We start from the raw sequence: 19,169 nt of genomic DNA, 5'->3' as shown, positions 1-19,169 counted from the left end.
TTTAGCCCTTAGTTTTAAATAAAAAACCNGGTTTTTTTGTGTCTTTTATTTAGAAAGAAAAACTTACTTTAGTGTACAAGTAGCGGCCACGAGGGTTATGCACAGCTGATGCATAACCATATAAATCGCCATCGCCATCACCAATTGCAAATGGTGGCTCTTCATCAAATAAGTTATTAACACCTAAAGATATTTTAGCTGACTCAGTAATACGGTACGACGTTTGTAAATCAACAAGCGTTTGCGAGTCAATCATACGTGAAGTATTGCTATCAAAGTCTAAATTGCCATCAAAGTCGATATCAGGCGTATCTTCAAATTCGCCTACATAACTGATATTTACATTGGTGTTAAACTCACCAATTTCCCAGTTGGTTGAGAAAATAAAGCGATGCTCTGGGTAGCCATATTCACCCGTGTAATCACGACCATCTTTTTCAAACTTATCCTGATATGCCCACTCTAAATTAAATTTAAGTAAACCTAAGTCATCAAGAGAGTGGTTATAGTTTGCTGAAACATCAACACCAGATACTTCTTGCGATGATAAATTTTTAAATGTGCTGTGTATTTTTTGTATTGTGCCTAAGCTTGCACCGCCTGTAGGAGCTAAACGAACACATACGGTACTATTTTGGTTACCACATTCTGCAGCATAAATAGGACCAAATTCTTCTTCATCGATTTTATTATCTTGAGTAATGCTCCATACATCAACACTTAAACCAAACTCAGCTGTTGGTGCCCAGATAACGCCCACGTTCCATGATTCTGACTCTTCTGCTTGTAAATCAGGGTTACCAGAGAACTCAATGTTGTAATCAAGTGCTTGGCAATCTAATCCTGTTTGTTCACAGCGCTGTGTATCAACAAAAAATTGGCTTTTTTGTGATGGACCTAAGCCTATTTGCGCTAACGAAGGCGCTCTAAAGCCTTGCGCCCAAGAACCACGAACCGTTACTTCATCAGTCGGTGCCCAGCGCAGAGCTATTTTTGGATTTGTTGTTGTACCAAAGTCGCTATAATCATCGTAACGACCGGCTAATTGTAGTTCGAGGTTTTCAGCAAGTGGGATTGAGAACTCAACATATGCAGCGTATTGTTCACGATCAGCAGAAGCTGATACTGATTCAGTACCAAATATTAAGCCACGTTGAAATTGATCATCAGGGATATCATTTACATCTTCTTCACGGTACTCAATACCGGCGGCCATCATTACAGCTTCGCCACCAAAACTAAACGCTTCACCTGTAATGTTAGCGTCAAAAGAGGTCATATGAGACTCACCGCGACGCACTAAGCTAGTTGTGATTCTGTCAATTACAGCTGGGTCGTTATATGTGCCACCGAATGGATTATAGTTACCGGCATCAATTTCTTGTTGTAAGAAATCGGTGCGTACCCAGCCTTGTGTACGATCGCCTGTTTGTAGTGATTTACTGCGACCTTTTTGTACCGCTGTCTCCCAGCTCCAATCGTTTATTTCGCCTTTTAACCCTGCAACAAAGCGTAAGGTGTCTGACTCAATGTCCCATTGGCGAGCGCCTGCATCTACTGTACGGTAACGACCAATTTGAATGTCTTCACCAAATGGATTGTTTGGGTGATTAGCGGGTACCGTAAGGCCTGCATCTTCATCAAGTGGTGTTGGTGCACCTGCAGCGACAGAGCTGTTATGCTGAACAGCCATTTCTAAAAAGCCAGTAATGCCGTTATCAAAGCGGTATTCAAATTGTGAAATAGCGCCTACACGCTCAGATGCTGGGGCAACATATCCATATGGGCCGTAATCAAATAAACAGCTACCACTTGAAGTTGCATTTTCAGCAGGACAGGCAGGGTCGATTGTTTTAACGCCATCCACATAAAAGTAGCCTGGGAAACCACGAGATGAACGGAAATCTTCACCACCATAAGGTGCTTGGTTTGCAGTGCCAAGGCTGCCCATTTCATCAGAAGAAAGAGATGTGTTTTTAAAGTAATCGATAATAACAGATGCACTACTTTTTTCGCTTGTTGTACCCCAAACTAGGCTTGCTGTTGTTTCTTCATAATTTGGACCATCCGTACCGCCATAGCCTAGGTTAATCTCAACACCATCAATATCTTTCTTTAAGATAACGTTAACTACACCCGCTACTGCATCTGAGCCATAGATAGCTGAAGCGCCATCTTTTAGTATGTCGATACGCTCAATAGCAGAAACAGGAATACTGTTAATATCTACAAATGAGTTGGTGATACCTTCAGCAAAGGCACTAATTGATACACGGCGACCATTAATTAATACCAGTGTTGCATCGGCTCCTAAGCCACGTAAGCTTACTGCAGCTGAACCGTTAGCGGTTGAATCTTGGTTGTTACCACGAGTAGAGAAAGTACCGCTACCTGCTACAGGCATTCTTTCTAGAAGTTGCTGTAAATTATCGTAACCCATGTTTTCGATTTCAGCTCTACCGATTGACTGTACCGGAGAAGGCCCTTCAATATCAGTTCGCTTAATACGAGAACCAGTAACCTGAATTCGCTCTACTTTTTTAGCTTCTTCTGCTGCGTAGGCTGTTGTTGTAAAACCTGCTGATAATGCGAGTGTTGCGCCCACAATAATGCTTGGTGTAAATGCAGTTGATTGCTTCATCCTTAAGTCCTTGTTGATATATTATAAAATTATTTGCTTAACAAGCGCGGGTATTAATATCATGTAACTTAAGTGTTAGCAATTAGCTTAATTTGTGATTTAAGTATTAGTTTCAATGCTTTTTTGTGGGTTTTATGACCTTATTTATACTTTGTTTTCTAGGTGAAACTAAGCGTGAATAGGACATAGAGTTAATAATTGTTATATAGCTAGATGAAGCCATGTGTGGAATAGCTAGTGATAGAAATAATTTGTAATAATTTATTTCTATAAATTAAAACTTATGTTTGTTTTTCTGCTTTTAATTTATTCAATTATGTAATACCAATTCGCAGTAATACTTAATCAATTTGAGGGGTTAAAGTTGATGCTAAAGGCATTGAAATTTTCTGATTTACGACTGCTAGATACAGGAGGTGGGGTAATGCAGGAGCAATTGCTGATAATGGCTAAGTAATACCAACCTGCATAAATCTTTGATCAATTTAACGAATTAAATTGCACTATAACGTCGTTAAAAATTTTTTATTTAGAACAACTAGATATAAAAATTTTTGCCTAGTTCTAGCGTAATTTTCTTAACGTTAAATAGACCCCATATATAAGCAGATTGGTATAACAAGTTTTGTCTTGTTATCGACACGATTTTCTTATCTCAAAACAGATTACTTAATTAAGCGAGCTGGTATTATTTGAGTTTTTATATAGGTGAAATTAAAAACGCCTAATAAATTAGGCGTTTTTAATTATGCTTTATGCTTCATTAAGCGTTCTTTTTCACGCGACCAGTCTTTATCTTTACCGTCTTCGCGTTTGTCGTGTAGCTTTTTACCTTTTGCTAGATGAAACTCAAGTTTTACCCAGCAGTTTTTCCAGTACATCGCTGTAGCTATTAAAGAATAGCCATCGCGCTCTGTAGCACCGAATAAACGGTCAAGTTCGCGTCTGCTTAATAGCAATTTACGATAACGTAGCGGGTCGCAAATTACATGGGTCGAGGCACTAATAAGTGGCTGAATCTGACTGCCAAGTAGAAATGCTTCGCCATTTTTAAGATGAATATAAGTTTCTGTGATATTTACTTTACCAGCTCGGATACTTTTAACTTCCCAGCCTTGTAGTTCAATACCTGCTTCAAACTTATCGTGTAAAAAATACTCATGTCGCGCTTTTTTGTTTAGCGCGATGGTATTACTTGTCGATTTTGATGAATTTTTCTTAGCCATAGTGCCCTATAATATACGTAATGTGAGATGTTTTACATCGATTTTTTTAATAATGCTTTTAAAAATTTAGCTTTAATTTAAGCCGCATGAAAATTTGGGGAAACGCGCAAAGCTTGCTAAAATTCGCCCACACAGTTGGGAGTGAGTATGCCACAAATAGAAAAAAGTGCGCTGGTTATGTACAGCACTAAAGAGATGTTTGATCTAGTTAATGATGTAGAAGCTTATTCACAGTTTTTACCAAATTGCTCAGACTCAAAAATTGTTTCACAGCACGATAATAACATGACCGCGAGTTTAGAAATATCTAAGGCGGGTATAAAAAAGTGGTTTACCACCGAAAACACCTTTGTTGATGAACAAACCGTGTTACTGCGCCTTGTTGATGGTCCGTTTAAGACGTTAAAAGGGCGCTGGCATTTTCAAGAGCTTGACGCCAAAGCATGTAAGGTTCATTTGCACCTAGAGTTTGAATTTTCAAGTAAGTTAATAGAGCTTGCCTTTGGAAAGATTTTTAACGATGTAGCAAAAAATATGGTGAGTGCATTTACTCAACGTGCAAAACAGGTTTATGGAGCGCGAGTATGATTAATGTTGAAGTGGTCTTTGCATTACCGACCACGGCCACGTGTTTATCAATTGAAGTGCCACAAGGGACTACAGTCGAGCAAGCTGTTATTCAGTCAGGTATTATAGAAAAGTGCCCAGAAATAGATGCCACATCGCTAACGTTAGGTGTGTGGAATCGAACTGTAAAAGCTAACTATGAATTAAAAGACGGTGACCGTATAGAAATATACCGTCCATTAATTGCAGATCCTAAAGATGCCCGCAGAAAACGTGCAGAAAAAGCAAAAGAAGAGGGGCGTGCAAATAAAATAACGGGTGGTCGCCCACTCGAGAAGTAATACCAATCGGCATAAACTTCGAACAATTTAACAGATTAAATCACACGCTAACGTCGTTTAAAATGGTAAAAGCTTTTTAAGTAAACCAATAAAAAAGGTGAGCCATGCTCACCTTTTTTACTACCTGAGACGTTTATTGCTCTAGCGGTGTAGTAAAGTTTTCAGGTTGGTCATAATCACCTGAGATTGAAACTAACTTTTCATTTTCAAAGTTAATTACTAACTCTTTATTTTGTTCGTTTTTACGGCCTTTATTAAAGCTGTAAATATAGCGCCAAGTATTGTTATCAAAGGCGTCCTCGGCAATAGGTCTACCTAATACATAAACAACTTGCTCTCGGGTCATATTTACACGAAGTTTTTCAACATCCGATTGCTCTAAAAAGTTGCCTTGTGGAATGTTAATTCGGTATACCCAGCTAGAGCAACCTGCTGCTGAGCTAAGTGTTAAAGCGACGATAAGCCAAAGAGAAAAAGTTTTTAACGACTGCATTGTTAGTTGTGATCCTTATTTTTTATAATCTGCATGATACCGATTAGTCACTGAAGGTAAAACCCTTTTAAGCAATTGTTTTATGTTAAGGGCGTTAAGGTAATGTTTTGACCACTGATAATGAAAAAAGTTTACAGCATATTGAAACGAATATTTTAAAAACTGAGTCTACTTGGTTTTTATATATAGTTGAAACACGATTTGGTCATTGGTACACAGGGATCACGACTAATGTTGAAAAACGCTTTGCAACTCATCAAGCTGGTAAAGGGGCTAAAAACCTTAGAGGAAAAGGGCCTCTTTTACTTATCCATCAACAACAAGTAGGTAATAAAAGTGAAGCAAGTAAGCTTGAGTATCAATTAAAAAAGCTCCCTAGAGCTAAAAAGGAAGCGTATGTTTCAGCATTTAATACTGGCGATAGCAAAAGTACTTAGTTTGTGTAAATTAAGCATATTCGTTATGAGCAAAAACTATCTTCGAATATAGTTTTTGCTCATAGCTGGCGTGTAATATCAGAGCTGCTTAGCGATGCTTTTCAAAGGTAGCTACAAGCGCATCAAGTGTTTGTGCACTGTTGGCTAAGTCGCGAATCGCTTGCTCTGTATTGATTTGTTCGCTCATTGCTTTATCGCTAATTTCGCTAATTTGCTCAATATTGCGACTTACGTCGGCAACCACATTACTTTGCTGCTCAGTTGCAGTCGCTATAAGCGTAGCCATATCGTTTATTTGATTTGCTGTTTCGGTTATCGTATCAAGTAATTCAACAGAGCTTTGCATTGCACCAACGCTTTGCTGAGCTTTATCTTTCGATTGGCTAATATCATTAACTACATCATCAGATATTTTTGTAAGTTCTTCAATCATAGATTGAATTTCGGTGGTTGATTGCGATGTACGGTTTGCCAGTGCACGTACTTCATCAGCAACAACAGCAAAGCCGCGTCCGTGTTCACCTGCGCGAGCAGATTCAATTGCAGCATTTAAAGCAAGTAGATTAGTTTGATCCGATATGCCTCTAATTGAGTCAACAATACTTGCAATATCAACCGTTTTTTTAGAAAGCAAAGTAACTTGCTCTGTTATGCCATCAATATCGCTGGCAAGGGCTGATATAGTTGCTTGGCTTTGGAGTACTTGTTTGTGACTTTGAATGGTGTTTTCGCGGCTGTTATCGGTTAACTTAGCTGTATTTGCTGCGCTTTGCGCTATTTCTTGTACTGTAGCGCCCATTTCGTTGATTGCTGCTGCGACAGATATTGTTTGTTCTTTTTGGTTGTCTATTGCTTGGGAGTTCCGTTTTGCTTGTTCAAATACATGATCAGAGCTTTTTCTAATATCGTGACTTTCGCTGGCAACTTGAGTAATCGCTGTTTCTATTTTATTTATAAACTGGTTAAAGCCGTTACTTAGATTGTTAAGCTCTGGTTGGCTCGATTCTGGTAAGCGGTACGCTAAATTTGCATCGCCGGAGCCTAGGCGTGAAAATAACTCAGCCATTTTAGAAAGTGGAGATGAAAGTGAGCGAGCAAGCAAATAACTGATTAAACTCGCAACCAATGCTGTAATTACCGTAAAAGTAAATATTTGCCATTGCAGGGTGTTTACGCTTGCGAAAACTTCACTTTTTGGCACTTGGGCTACAACATATAAATCGGTGTTTTTAATAGGCATAGCAGCTACAAGTGTCGGTTCGCCATTTAAATTAATTTCTTCTAGTGCAAAGCCATTACTATTAAATAGTTGGCTGTGGATATTTGCAGTATATAAATCATCAATGTTTGCTTTAGCTACTTTACTTGCATCTTTATGAAGCTGAATCAATCCACTTTTATCTGCAATGAATACAAAGCCTGTTTGCTCAATTTTAAATTGCTGTAATAGCTTTTGCATATCAGTGATGCTTTTTGCAAGACCTGCTAAACCAGTCCCATTAGCCTGCTGATGATTTACAAACATTTTCACATCATTGGCTGACTCTTGATAAATACTGATAGAGTAAGGTTGTTTTGATTGCTTAAAAGCAAAGAACCAGCCATCGGCTGCATCGTTTTTTAACACACGCAAAAACCCATTCTGGTTCCAGTACTGTGCAGTGTCTCTATTTGCCCAAGATGCTGTGGCTAAATCGTATTGCTGGGCAACGCGATTTAATTCTTTTAATAGTAATGTATCGTCTTGGTTGTTTGATTGAGCCCATTGTAAAATAAATTCGTTTGATGATAGTTGCTGAGCAGCACCGAGTAACTCGTTGATTTCACCGCCTATGTGATTGCTGATTGTTTGCAGTTTACTAGGGAGCTCTGACTCAATCATACGTCGCTCAATAATATCCTCTGAGCTGTGTAGGGAAGTCAAACCAATCAGTGCGGCTACGCATATAGCAATAACACTGCCTAAAGCTGTGATTTTTTGAGTGATCGAAAGATTTTGTATCGTCATGATATTAATTAATTAATTTTACAACTAAATAGAAAAACATATTAGCACATTATTTATTTGGAACTAAATATTGGCTAAGCAGAATAGGCAAAGATATACCAGATTGGTTAAAGTTTTATTAACAGGCATAAAAAAGCCCACATGCAAAAAGCATACGGGCTTGGTTTCTAACAAGCGAAACATTTATTGTTTAGGGTTAAACAATCTTTTTCATTGCTGACATGTAGCCACGTAATTTAGCACCTACTTTCTCAACTGGGTGTTCGCGCAATGCAGCGTTAATTTGAATTAATGTTTGGTTATCAACTTGGTTACTGTGCTCGCCAAGACCTTTACCGATAATGTCTGTATCAACGTTTTTCATAAAATCAGCAAGTAATGGTAAACATGCATGGTTATATAAATAACAGCCGTATTCTGCAGTATCAGAGATAGTACGGTTCATTTCAAAAAGCTTTTTACGCGCAATAGTATTGGCGATTAATGGCGTTTCGTGTAATGACTCGTAGTAAGCTGACTCTTCGATAATGCCTGCTGCTGTCATGGTTTCAAATGCAAGTTCAACACCTGCTTTAACCATTGCTACCATTAAAATACCGTTATCAAAAAATTCTTGTTCAGAGATTTCTACATCGCCAGCAGGGGTCTTTTCAAAGTTAGTTTCTGCTGTTTCTGCGCGCCATTTAAATAAGTTTACGTCATCGTTATTCCAGTCTTCCATCATAGTGCGTGAGAAAGTGCCGTCGATGATGTCATCTTGATGCTTATTATAAAGCGGGCGCATAATTAGTTTTAGCTCTTCACTTAGTTCAAACGCTTTTACTTTTGCTGGGTTTGAAAGGCGGTCAAGCATGTTAGTAACGCCACCGTACTTAAGTGCTTCGGTAATTACTTCCCAGCCGTATTGAATTAGTTTTGATGCATAACCCGCATCAACGCCTTTTTCTACCATTTTATCAAAACATAAAATAGAGCCAGTTTGTAACATGCCACATAAAATGGTTTGCTCGCCCATTAGGTCAGACTTAACCTCAGCGATAAATGATGATTTAAGTACACCTGCGCGATGTCCGCCCGTACCCGCTGCATACGCTTTAGCTTGTGCTAAACCAAGACCTTGAGGGTCATTTTCTGGGTGAACTGCGATCAGAGTTGGTACACCAAAACCGCGTTTGTATTCTTCACGTACTTCAGAACCAGGACACTTAGGTGCAACCATGATTACAGTAATGTCTTCACGTACTTGCATGCCTTCTTCAACGATATTAAAACCATGAGAGTAAGCAAGTGTAGAGTCTTTTTTCATAAGTGGCATAATTGCACTTACTACAGCGGTATGTTGTTTATCTGGCGTTAAGTTAAGTACTACGTCAGCGGTAGGAATTAATTCTTCATAAGTACCAACAGTAAAGCCGTTTTCAGACGCATTTAAAAATGATTGGCGACGCTCAGAAATAGCTGAAGCACGTAATGTGTAAGAAACATCTAAACCAGAGTCACGTAAGTTTAAGCCTTGGTTTAAACCTTGTGCGCCACAGCCTACAATAACTAGTTTTTTACCTTTAAGTGCGTCAACGCCATCGGCAAATTCGCCTGCGTCCATAAATTCACATTGCGCTAATTGCGCTAATTGCTCGCGTAAAGGTAAGGTATTGAAATAATTCGCCATTGTTAGTGTCCTATAAAGTCATGTTTGTTAGATGCGCAAGATTTATTGCGCTTACAAACACCATATGTAAAATCGTTGCTTGCGTAAAATGATATATTTGAATTAAAGTGTTTCATAATATGAAATACTGGGTTTGGCATGGATCATAAACATTTAAACTACTTTTTAGCACTGGCTAAAACACTTCATTTTGGACGCGCAAGCGAGCTTTGTCATATAAGCGCACCCACTTTAAGCCGCAATATAAAACACTTGGAAGAAGAGGTAGGTGTTGCATTATTTGTACGCGATAACCGCAGTGTTAAATTAACGCGTGAGGGTGAGTCGTTTATTGATTACGCCACAGCAACGCTTGCTAATTGGCAGCGTTTTAAAACGAATGTAAAAGACCCACAACAACATATTTACGGCAAAGTAAGTATCTATTGCTCGGTTACTGCATCTTATAGTTTTTTACATCAAATATTAGAGCAGCTTCGTGCGCAGCATCAGTATATAGAAATAACATTAAATACAGGCGACCCTGCACTTGCTATAAACCGTGTGTTAGATGGGCATGAATTAATGGCTATTGCAGCTAAGCCAAATAAGTTACCGGCGCAAATTGCTTTTGTAGATATAGGGCATTCTCCACTTTTATTAATTGGACCAAAAATTCAATGCCCGATCACACAAAAACTAACGCAGAATGGTGATGACATTAATTGGTCTGATTTAGAATTTATTGTGCCAGAACAAGGTTTTTCTCGCCAAAGGTTAGAACACTGGTGGCGCAAAAATAATATTCACGGGAAAATTTACGCACAAGTTGCTGGGCACGAAGCAATGGTATCTATGGTGAGCTTAGGATTAGGTGTCGCAATGGTCCCTAAAATAGTGCTAGATAACAGCCCGCTGCAAGATAAAGTACAAATACTAACACCAAAAATGCAAGCGCCTGATGGGTTTGATATTGGTTTGGCAGTATTAAGGAAAGAGTTAAATGACCCTGCAATCAGTGCTTTGTGGAATATTGCGCAAACTTTAGATGCAAAAGCGATTTAATGCGCGCAGAGAATAAGCAAGTTGGTTAAATAGTATGAATATAGGTTGCGTATAAGTTTACTATTACTTAACATTGAGCGCTAATAATAAAAACAATGACGCTTGAGAGTTTATTTATGAACCACGCCGTATCACTTGCTCATTCTGCTCAATGCCTAAAAAAGGCGATTCCTTTGATGGTAAAATACCGAATGCCGGTTACACCCATCAACTATGCAATTTGGTACTGTTATATTCAAGGAAACAAACCTTCATTAAATGCTGAGTTAGACCATGTTATTGCTCTGCAACAAACATGTTCACAAGACAAAGCAAAAGAAATTTTTGATAAACATTTAACGCAAGACGATCTCGTTTTTTTTCAAGAAATGACTGAAAAATTTCATACAACTATGGAGCAAGTTCAGCAAGATATAAGCACAACGCTTGATCACTCTAAAAGCTTTACGACGAGTTTAGTCGACTCACAAAATGAATTAAATATGCTTGTTGATGTAAACTCTTACAATGAGATACTAGGTTGTGTTGAGCGTTTAACCGACGATTCTATTGCAATGCAAGATTATGCTCGGGAGTTTCAGACTAAATTAGCCGTTGCCTACAATGAAATAAAAGATTTAAAAGAAGCACTCAATATTTCAAAGGAAGCAGCNCAGCCGATACCGACACGCTTACGGGTTTTTATAATCGAGGTAAGTTTGATTCTGATATTGTAAACTTTTGCCTCGAATACTCAGAGCAAGCGCAAGAAGACTCTCTTGCCGTACTCATTATGTTTGATATTGATCATTTTAAGCGCTTTAACGATGATTTTGGCCATCAAAAGGGTGATGAAGTCCTTAGGCTAGTTGCTAAAAAAGTGAGAGAAAATACAACTGAAGCTGCAAATGTGTATAGATATGGTGGCGAGGAGTTTTGCATAACAGCCTACTTTGACACTATTAACGATATAATAGCATTTGCAGATTGTATTCGTTTAGCAATAGCAAAATTGGCGATTCGTAAAAAGCATGATGTAACTGCAAAACGTGCTATTTCAGCAAGTTTTGGCTTAGCAATTTTACGGCCATTTACAAATAGTTCTGTTTTAGTTGAGCGTGCAGATAGAGCCTTATACATTGCCAAAACACATGGACGAAATCGTATAGAAATAGCCCCTGATATTTAATAAGTGCCAGAGGTTTCTGATTTATTTGGGTTAAAGCCGCTCAATTTAGGGCGATTTAATCCAACTTCAGTTTTGGTAAACAAGCAGGTAAAACCCAATAGAGCTGTAGCGAGTTAGCTCTTAGTAATTTTTTATTTGAATAATTGCATTTGCTACGTAGTGCCTCATTTTCAAAGTATCTTAAAGTACTATTAGTCAAAAACTGCACAAGCAACTCAAAGTACAATCCTTAGACACAACTACCTTGAAAGATAAATAGTCCGAAAAGCATAAAGTTAACATTTTTGTATACAAATTGTGAATAATTGTAACCAGCTAGAGCTAGTTTAAAAAGACCTTGCTAGTATGGGGAACTCACTTATTTTGATACTTTGATTTACGCTGATGCGGTATGCCTTCTCATTATTAACAGCTCTATGTTTTAGCACTTTGTTTGTTTGCCTTTCGGTGCAAGCAACACAGGCAAGCAAGCATGCTGACGATTATACAGAGCAAGATATAACAACCGATCGTCTGCATTTGAGTTTAAGCGTGGGGGCTGGAGTTATAACCAACCCTTTGCATGGTGGAGATAATATTCCGCTCGTGCTTATTCCTCAAGTTGCGTTTTATGCAGAGCAATGGTTTTTTGATAATGGCCGTCTTGGTTATTCATTTTTGCAAACCCCTAAGCATCACTTTAATCTAGTTGGTGAACTCAACTCTGAGTCTCGCTTTTTTATAGACTGGCACCCTAAAAATGTATTTACACTACAAAGTAGTGCCCTCAACAATCAGTTCGTAATGCAAGATGAAGCCTCGTCCTCTCGCTATGTTGATATTGATAATTTACATAAACGGCAAATTGCACTGGATGCGGGTATTGCATATCACTATGTAAATGAAGACCATGTTTTTTCGGTTCAGGCTCTGCATGATATAACCGATGTTTATCGAGGTGTACGCGCAGCATTACAGTGGCAGTATCATACTGTGATAGGAAAACTCAAAATAAAGCCAACACTTGGAATAAACTATAAATCTGCGGAACTAAATAGCTATTTTTATGGACTTAATGAGGGTGAAACTCAATTTGGCAAAATAGACGTTGGTAGTAGTTGGCAACCTTATGCTAAAATCGACGCCCGTTGGCCACTGAGTAAGGCTGACTCTCTTCGTTTTCATGTAGCATATTACGACTATTCGGCTATGGATGGCAGTCCGCTCTTTGAACGTACTTATTCAATGACTGCATTTATAGGATTCGATCGTACTTTTTAATATGAAGTATTCAATATTAGTTGTCTTTATTACCACTTTTTTTAGTGGTTTTAGTGTGGCACAAACCCCTTTTTTTAGCGTTTCTCCAAAAGTCTGCGTTGTCTCTGAACAGCAGGGTTTTTGCGATCTTGATTTACAATTTAAATGGCAATTAAACACCTACAGTGATGTCTGTTTGTATCAGCAAGAGCAACGGCTTCAATGCTGGGAGCAACAACTTTCTGGGCAATTTAATTATAAAGCGCGTGTTCAGGTGGAGACCATATACTCCTTAATCAATCCTCATACGGGTGTGTTAATAGCAAAAACACAGGTTGAAGTACAAAGCGCCCATGCTAAAAAAAACAGGCGTAGGCTTCGCTCTCCGTGGAGCTTTTTTTAATTTAGGAGCAACTAATGCCAAAAATTTTACTTGTTGAAGATGATCTCGGTTTACAACAACTAACAAAAGATTACCTTGAACATAATGGCCTTGAAGTCGAAGTATTAGACCGTGGTGACGAAGTGTTTAATTACCTAGAAAACAATACACCCGATTTAATGATTTTAGACGTTATGCTGCCAGGTAAAGATGGCTTTAGCGTTTGCCGCCAAGTAAGAGATAAATTTACTCTACCAATTTTAATGTTGACTGCTAAAGGTGAAGACTTCGACCAAGTACTTGGCTTAGAGCTTGGCGCTGATGATTATGTAATAAAACCAGCAGAGCCACGTGTATTACTAGCGCGAATTAATGCATTACTGCGTCGTGGACAACCCATGGTAAAATCAAGCGAAGAGCTCCAGTTTGGTGATTTAGTCATTGATAAAACAAGTCGTATTGTAAAACTAAGTGATTCGGAGATTGTATTAACTTCGCACGAGTTTGAGTTATTATGGCTATTAGCGTCAAATGCGGGTGAAGTACTAAGTCGAGAACATGTGCACCAACATATGATTGGTCGCCAATACGATGGACTTGATAGAACGGTGGATGTACGCGTATCACGAATTCGTAAAAAATTAGGCGACAACAGCGATAAGCCATATCGTATAAAAACTGTATGGGGACAAGGCTACTTATTTGTTTCTGATGCATGGGATCTTTAGAACTATTTAAGGTTAGTCGGCTTTAATGGGAAAACTGTTTACCAGCTTATATTTATATATCATCGTTTCTTTGTTTGTAGTGAGCGGTGTTATAGAGCAATTGTGGCCTTACGAAGAGTCGCAACAGCAGGTCTTCTTAGATGATGAGTTTGGGCAATCACTCTGGTTGCTCTCACAAACTTCAAATGGTCTTAAAAAGTTAAAGCACAACTTTGAAAGTAAAGTGATTGAACGACGTGATTTAATACTCCCTCAAAAACAACAATCGCAGCTCAACCAAAACCACTACTTATACTTATACGATAAGCAACAACGCATTGTTTGGTATGTAGATCTCGGTAATGATTCATTACTTCAAGTAGGACCGGTAGGTGTATTAACGCAGGAATCATCTTCTGTTTGGCCGTATTTATTACTACTTATTATTGTAGGTATACCTGTTGGGCTGTGGAGCTTTTTACTATGGCGCGACTTTGCAAAGCTACGTAAAGCGTGTGAAGCGGTAGAGGGTTTGCAAGACTTTCAACTAAACGACTCTTCTAAGTCTTTCTTTTTACCTATTACTGATACATTAAAGGTAATGCAGCAACGTATTGAGTTTTTACTTAGTGCGCAGCAAGAACTTACCTCATCGGTGTCGCATGAGTTTAGAACACCACTAGCACGTTTAAAGTTTGCAATAGTAATGCTGCAAGAACAAATGCTTGACGAAAAAGGTGAGAAATACCTAACAAATATGCAAACAGACATTAGCGAGCTTGAGTCACTAGTTTCTGAAATGCTTGAATACGCGCGATTAGACTCTCAACAACCTAGTTTACAGCCAATAAACTGTGACTTAGCTGGGCTGGTAAAAACAACTGTTGAAAAGCTAAACTTTGAAGCCCGAACAACGCTCTCTGTAAACCTCCCTGAGCATTTAAATTATTACTGTGATAGTCACTTTATGGCGCGAGTATTTCAAAATTTAATTGGCAATGCGCTCAAATACACTCATAAACAAGTTAAAATTTCATTGCTACAAGAGACAAAACACATCGTATTGATTGTTGAAGATGATGGTGAGGGGATAGCTCCCGCTGAGCGAGAAAATGTATTTAAACCTTTTACTCGACTAGATAAAAGTAGAGGCAAGGATACCGGTGGTTTTGGTTTAGGACTCGCTATAGTTGCTAAAATTGTATCGTGGCACCAAGGAGAGTGTAAAGCAGAAAACTCAAGCTTAGGTGGTGCTAAATTTATTGTATATTTACCCCTCAAATTAAAGACATAAAAAAAGCGCCTAGAGGCGCTTTTTTTGCGGTTAAAAACCAAAATCAACAAGTAGCAATATAATAGACCGCAAGTACTTAAAAAAGTTCTCAACTATTTTTATTTTTTTCAAGTAATGGCATTAACATTTGCTCAAGGCCATTTAGTTTTACCTCATACATCATCGCAAGTTGACTCCCTAGTTTTGAGTCAGGAAACCCTTGCTGATTAAACCAGACTAAATAAGGCTCTGGCAGTAAAAGCAATGGCCGTCCTGCATATTTTCCAAACGGCATTATGGTATTAATAGCTATTTTTAGTTGTTTTGGATCCATAAAAACTACTTATGTATTTAAAGTATGCGTAAGTGTAAGGGATTTTAGAGATATAAAATAGGCTGTGACGGGCAAGAAACAGCCTATTTTGCGAGGGAGTAGGCCCTCTGATTTAATAATTTTATGTTGATATAAACCTAGTTGAACTTTAATTAGCTGGGATCTAATTAAGTTATTATTAGAACATGGGTTCTTATTTAACCAACACAGTTAGTCTACCTGTTTTTCATTGTTGTGGTGAATTGGCTTGTAAAGGAATGTAAATAGAATTGCTTTTTATTTAAAAACTAATAACAAAGCCTTAACTGATTAAGGCCTTGTTATATTATAGACGTCATAAAAAGTAATTATTCGTTAAATAGTTCTTGTTTAACGTGCTCTGCAAAACCACTACCGGCTTCTAGGTAAAAGTTATAAGTAGAATGAACACCCATTTCTTCTAGTTCTTTTTGTTGATCAGGGTAGTTTGCAATAGCTGTTACTTGACCTTTATAACCGGAGGCTTGTAGTTGCTCTAAGGCAAAAATATTTTGCATGTGTTTTGGCATCGCAAGCATAACCATTTCTACTTGCGAGTGATTTACTCGTTGCCAAAAGTCAGGGTCGGTTGCATCAGCAATTAAGACGTTGCGGCCTCTGTTAACGTGCTTATCTACCACCTCAGGTTTTATATCTATACCTGCAACAACATTTGGGTGAGTCGCGTTGATAGTCTCATAAGCACCAGTACCAATCCGTCCCATGCCAAAAATGACTATTCTAGTATCGTTAAGGTTAACAGGTAGCTCTTCAGCTAAACGAGTTTTGCTTTCGAACTTTAATAACCAGTGCTCTATTTTTACGTACAACTCGTTTGAACGCTTATTTAATGGGGAGGCAATTATAAAGGTAATAGAAACAGCAATTGCCATTACAGCTAGCCACTCAGAGGTGATCATGCCTGTAGTTGCAGCCACTGCACATACAATTAAACCAAACTCACTGTAGTTAGATAAGCTAAAAGCAGTAAGTAATGATGTACGCGCGCGTAGTTTAAATATATTAGTGAACACATAATAAAGCGCTATTTTAACGGGTAATACTAAAATAAGTATAATAGCAACAATCAAGGAGTTAGTGGTTAGCTCTGCGCTCAAACCAATACTTAAGAAGAAGCCAACTAGCAATATGTCCTTTAAATTAAGCAGGGATTTTGATAGCTCGCCTGCCTTTTTGTGAGGGGCAAACATCATTCCTATTATTAATGCACCTAAATCGCCTTTTAGGCCTGCAAATTCAAATGCATGATAACCAGCAACTAGAGCAAAGAAAAAACCAAACAATGGTAATAGTTCACCATGTTTAGATCGGTTCAATACGCCATACATTACAGGTCGTAATAAAGGCAAAGCAATTATTAGTGCAATTGCCCATAAATTTGGGACTTTACCGGTGCTAATAGCTAAAAAGATAACAGCAAAGATATCTTGCATTACCAATATACCAATGGCTATTTTACCGTGTAAGCTTGCCATTTCCCCGCGTTCTTCAAGCACTTTTACTGCAAATACAGTACTCGAAAAACTCAGTGCAAACCCAACTAATAAAGCACTTTGCCAACTTAAATCAACAAATAGTGGAATAGCGAATACGCCAAGTAACAGCATAAAACCACTAAATAACGCACTGCTAAAAATGATATGCAATGTTGCAGGTGCCCAAACTTGAGGTTTAATTAAACTGTTAACTTTAAGTTTCAAGCCAATACTAAAAAGAAGAAGGGTAACGCCAAGGGCTGCAATTGTATCGAGCAACTCTGTACTTTTATATCCTGATAAATTTAAAGCAAAGCCTGCTAATAAAAATCCAATAAGAGGAGGTAGTTTTAATTGATAAACGGCAAAACCACAAACAAACGCGGCAGCAAAATAGATTAGTTCCATAATTCTTAATATCACTTCATTTGGTGTTGCAGTGTAACGAAAAATTTATGCCATTGAAAATATAATAGACCTAAAAATGAACGCGTCTAATCAATTACTTGCCTTGCTGCGTATGAAAAATGCGCATTAAACACTTATTTAATCGTAAATAGTATGTAAATAACATTTTTTCACTGACATTAGCTTTTAAATATGGTTAAGATGCGATAACGAAGAAGTTTAAGCCAGAGCAAATAATAGAGCAGCTCAGCTTAAGGAGAGAGATATGTTTAAAAAGATTTTAGCGTCGGTAGGTATTGGTGCTGCAAAAGTAGACACTATTTTAGAAACTGAACACCTACAACCAGGTCAACTTTTTAACGCACAAATAGTTATCACAGCTGGGGATGTTAGCCAAGATATCGCAGGCTTAGATTTATTATTAATGACTCGTGTTAAAGTTGCGGGTGATGATGGCGATTATTTTACTAATCATGTAATTGAGCAATGGCGAATTACAGATATTGGTACAATTGAGCCAGGCGAAGTTAAAAACATCCCTTTTGAAGCACGTCTTCATTCTGAAACACCTATTACAGAAATTAATGCAGGTTATAATCAATCACATGTATGGCTAGAAACAGGCCTAGATATAGACTTAGCACTTGACCCAACAGATAAAGATCATTTACACATTTACCCTAATGAAGCGGTTAAAACGTGTATGCAAGCGATGGAAAAGTTAGGTTTTAGTTTAATGAAAGCTGACGTAGAAAAAGGCCACTTACGGGCTTCAACTTTTCAGTCATTATCTGGGTGTTACCAAGAACTTGAGTATAAACCTAATAGCCGCAGCTTATTTGGCATTCAGGAGATTGAATTATCGTTTGTACCAGAGGCACATAAAACACATGTGCTTATAGAGCTAGACAGAGCCTTTAAAGGCGATGGTTATGTAGATTTGACCATAGAGCACGATCATGTGAATCTATCGCAGTTGTGTGATCAGCTAGAGCGCTTATTTACTTAGTATAAGCTAACTAAGCTAACGAGTGATTTTAATAAACCCAGCCTAAGCTGGGTTTTTTGCTTATAGGATTTAATATGCAGTTTAAATGTGAGCAGTTTGACGCTTTTGATACACAGACTCTTTTTACTATTATGCGTGGGAGGGTTGATGTGTTTGTTGTAGAACAAAAATGTCCTTACCCTGAACTTGATGATGTAGATATTGCTTTAAATACACAGCATTTATATACATTGGATAATGGGCAACTACAAACTTATGCGCGTTGTTATGACAAAAGTGAGCAATACAGCGCAATAGGTCGCGTGCTAGTAAGTGAAAGAGCGCGTGGCAATGGGTATGCTACTTTACTTATTACTGAAGCTATAGACTGCTGCAAAGCACAATGGCCTGAGCGAGATATTTATATAGGTGCACAAACTTACTTGCTTGATTTTTACCGCTCTTTTGGCTTTGAGGATTATAAAAGTGAATATTTAGAAGACGGTATACCTCATCAAGATATGATTTTAAAACTCACCTAGATTCAAATTGTAAGTGCATAACTTGTTTTGGCTAGATTAAGTGGTCAGTTGCTCATAAGCTAACTGCTTTTTCTCCGGCAAGAGATTTTACAATGAGACATTACAAACAACTGACCTATGCGCAAAGATGCCAGATCGCCGTTCTAAAGAAAAGTGGTTTTACGCAACAAAGTATTGCTGAGCTAACT

General features: G+C 38.1%; 17 protein-coding genes and 1 pseudogene. 11 read left to right on the top strand and 7 right to left on the bottom strand.

All coding sequences use genetic code 11. The features are described from left to right. Positions 1-49: 49 nt before the first annotated feature. Entirely contained in the window at positions 50-2,641 is a 2,592-nt protein-coding gene (locus L654_RS0112325; protein WP_024608153.1) for a TonB-dependent receptor, read from the bottom strand. 746 nt (positions 2,642-3,387) lie between these two features. After that, a complete protein-coding gene (smpB, locus tag L654_RS0112315) occupies positions 3,388-3,867 on the bottom strand; it encodes an SsrA-binding protein SmpB (RefSeq protein ID WP_024599180.1) in 480 nt (159 codons plus the stop codon). A gap of 147 nt (positions 3,868-4,014) precedes the next feature. Between smpB and L654_RS0112310 the strand changes: the two genes are divergently transcribed. Together L654_RS0112310 and L654_RS0112305 are read left to right on the top strand one after the other, a co-directional pair. Then, on the top strand, positions 4,015-4,455 hold the full coding sequence (locus L654_RS0112310) for a type II toxin-antitoxin system RatA family toxin (RefSeq protein WP_007584120.1): 441 nt from the start codon (positions 4,015-4,017) through the stop codon (positions 4,453-4,455). Beyond that, on the top strand, positions 4,452-4,775 hold the full coding sequence (locus tag L654_RS0112305) for an RnfH family protein (protein ID WP_007584122.1): 324 nt from the start codon (positions 4,452-4,454) through the stop codon (positions 4,773-4,775). The genes L654_RS0112310 and L654_RS0112305 overlap by 4 nt, the downstream gene beginning before the upstream one ends. 133 nt (positions 4,776-4,908) lie before the next feature. On the opposite strand, the gene bamE is transcribed toward L654_RS0112305, so the two are convergent. Then, positions 4,909-5,268 carry an outer membrane protein assembly factor BamE gene (gene bamE, locus L654_RS0112300; protein WP_004335706.1) on the bottom strand — a complete coding sequence of 120 codons (360 nt, stop codon included), beginning with the start codon at positions 5,266-5,268 and terminating at the stop codon, positions 4,909-4,911. Positions 5,269-5,375: 107 nt separating this feature from the next. Here bamE and L654_RS0112295 point away from each other — a divergent pair, with 107 nt between their 5' ends. After that, positions 5,376-5,705 carry a GIY-YIG nuclease family protein gene (locus tag L654_RS0112295; protein ID WP_007584123.1) on the top strand — a complete coding sequence of 110 codons (330 nt, stop codon included), beginning with the start codon at positions 5,376-5,378 and terminating at the stop codon, positions 5,703-5,705. An 88-nt stretch (positions 5,706-5,793) separates the two neighbouring features. Here the strand turns inward: L654_RS0112295 and L654_RS0112290 are convergent, their stop codons facing one another. Further along, entirely contained in the window at positions 5,794-7,713 is a 1,920-nt protein-coding gene (locus L654_RS0112290; protein ID WP_024589916.1) for a methyl-accepting chemotaxis protein, read from the bottom strand. A gap of 196 nt (positions 7,714-7,909) precedes the next feature. After that, positions 7,910-9,382, bottom strand: coding sequence for a ketol-acid reductoisomerase (ilvC, locus tag L654_RS0112285; protein ID WP_024608152.1), 1,473 nt, complete (start codon positions 9,380-9,382; stop codon positions 7,910-7,912). A 138-nt stretch (positions 9,383-9,520) separates the two neighbouring features. Between ilvC and ilvY the strand changes: the two genes are divergently transcribed. From ilvY to L654_RS0112255, 6 genes and pseudogenes are all read left to right on the top strand, one after another. Continuing rightward, on the top strand, positions 9,521-10,426 hold the full coding sequence (gene ilvY / locus L654_RS0112280; protein ID WP_007584128.1) for an HTH-type transcriptional activator IlvY: 906 nt from the start codon (positions 9,521-9,523) through the stop codon (positions 10,424-10,426). Between the two features lie 116 nt (positions 10,427-10,542). Further along, positions 10,543-11,594 (top strand): annotated as a pseudogene (locus L654_RS01000000126020) (GGDEF domain-containing protein). Between the two features lie 447 nt (positions 11,595-12,041). After that, a complete protein-coding gene (locus L654_RS0112270) occupies positions 12,042-12,854 on the top strand; it encodes a MipA/OmpV family protein (protein ID WP_024608151.1) in 813 nt (270 codons plus the stop codon). A gap of 1 nt (position 12,855) precedes the next feature. Beyond that, the gene (locus L654_RS0112265; protein WP_024594036.1) at positions 12,856-13,236 is read left to right on the top strand and encodes a DUF3019 domain-containing protein; all 381 of its coding nucleotides are present in this window, start codon (positions 12,856-12,858) and stop codon (positions 13,234-13,236) included. Positions 13,237-13,250: 14 nt separating this feature from the next. Further along, complete coding sequence (locus L654_RS0112260) at positions 13,251-13,943, top strand: response regulator (RefSeq protein ID WP_007584133.1); 693 nt, start codon at positions 13,251-13,253, stop codon at positions 13,941-13,943. A 25-nt stretch (positions 13,944-13,968) separates the two neighbouring features. After that, entirely contained in the window at positions 13,969-15,216 is a 1,248-nt protein-coding gene (locus L654_RS0112255; protein WP_024608150.1) for an ATP-binding protein, read from the top strand. 88 nt (positions 15,217-15,304) lie between these two features. Here the strand turns inward: L654_RS0112255 and L654_RS0112250 are convergent, their stop codons facing one another. Together L654_RS0112250 and L654_RS0112245 are read right to left on the bottom strand one after the other, a co-directional pair. After that, positions 15,305-15,529, bottom strand: a complete 225-nt coding sequence (locus L654_RS0112250; RefSeq protein WP_007586607.1) for a DUF3820 family protein — start codon at positions 15,527-15,529, stop codon at positions 15,305-15,307. Between the two features lie 347 nt (positions 15,530-15,876). After that, positions 15,877-17,451, bottom strand: coding sequence for a cation:proton antiporter family protein (locus tag L654_RS0112245; protein ID WP_007586608.1), 1,575 nt, complete (start codon positions 17,449-17,451; stop codon positions 15,877-15,879). 265 nt (positions 17,452-17,716) lie between these two features. On the opposite strand from L654_RS0112245, the gene L654_RS0112240 reads away from it, so the two are divergent. After that, positions 17,717-18,460, top strand: coding sequence for a sporulation protein (locus L654_RS0112240; RefSeq protein WP_007586609.1), 744 nt, complete (start codon positions 17,717-17,719; stop codon positions 18,458-18,460). Positions 18,461-18,534: 74 nt separating this feature from the next. Further along, positions 18,535-18,981, top strand: coding sequence for a GNAT family N-acetyltransferase (locus tag L654_RS0112235; RefSeq protein ID WP_024608149.1), 447 nt, complete (start codon positions 18,535-18,537; stop codon positions 18,979-18,981). The last annotated feature ends 188 nt before the right edge of the window (positions 18,982-19,169 follow it).

Origin of the sequence: Pseudoalteromonas sp. TAB23, assembly GCF_000498075.1 — a bacterium.
Classification (GTDB): Bacteria; Pseudomonadota; Gammaproteobacteria; order Enterobacterales; family Alteromonadaceae; genus Pseudoalteromonas; species Pseudoalteromonas arctica.
The sequence above is the reverse complement of the archived record's forward strand: the minus strand, read 5'-3'. Positions and strand labels throughout refer to the sequence as shown.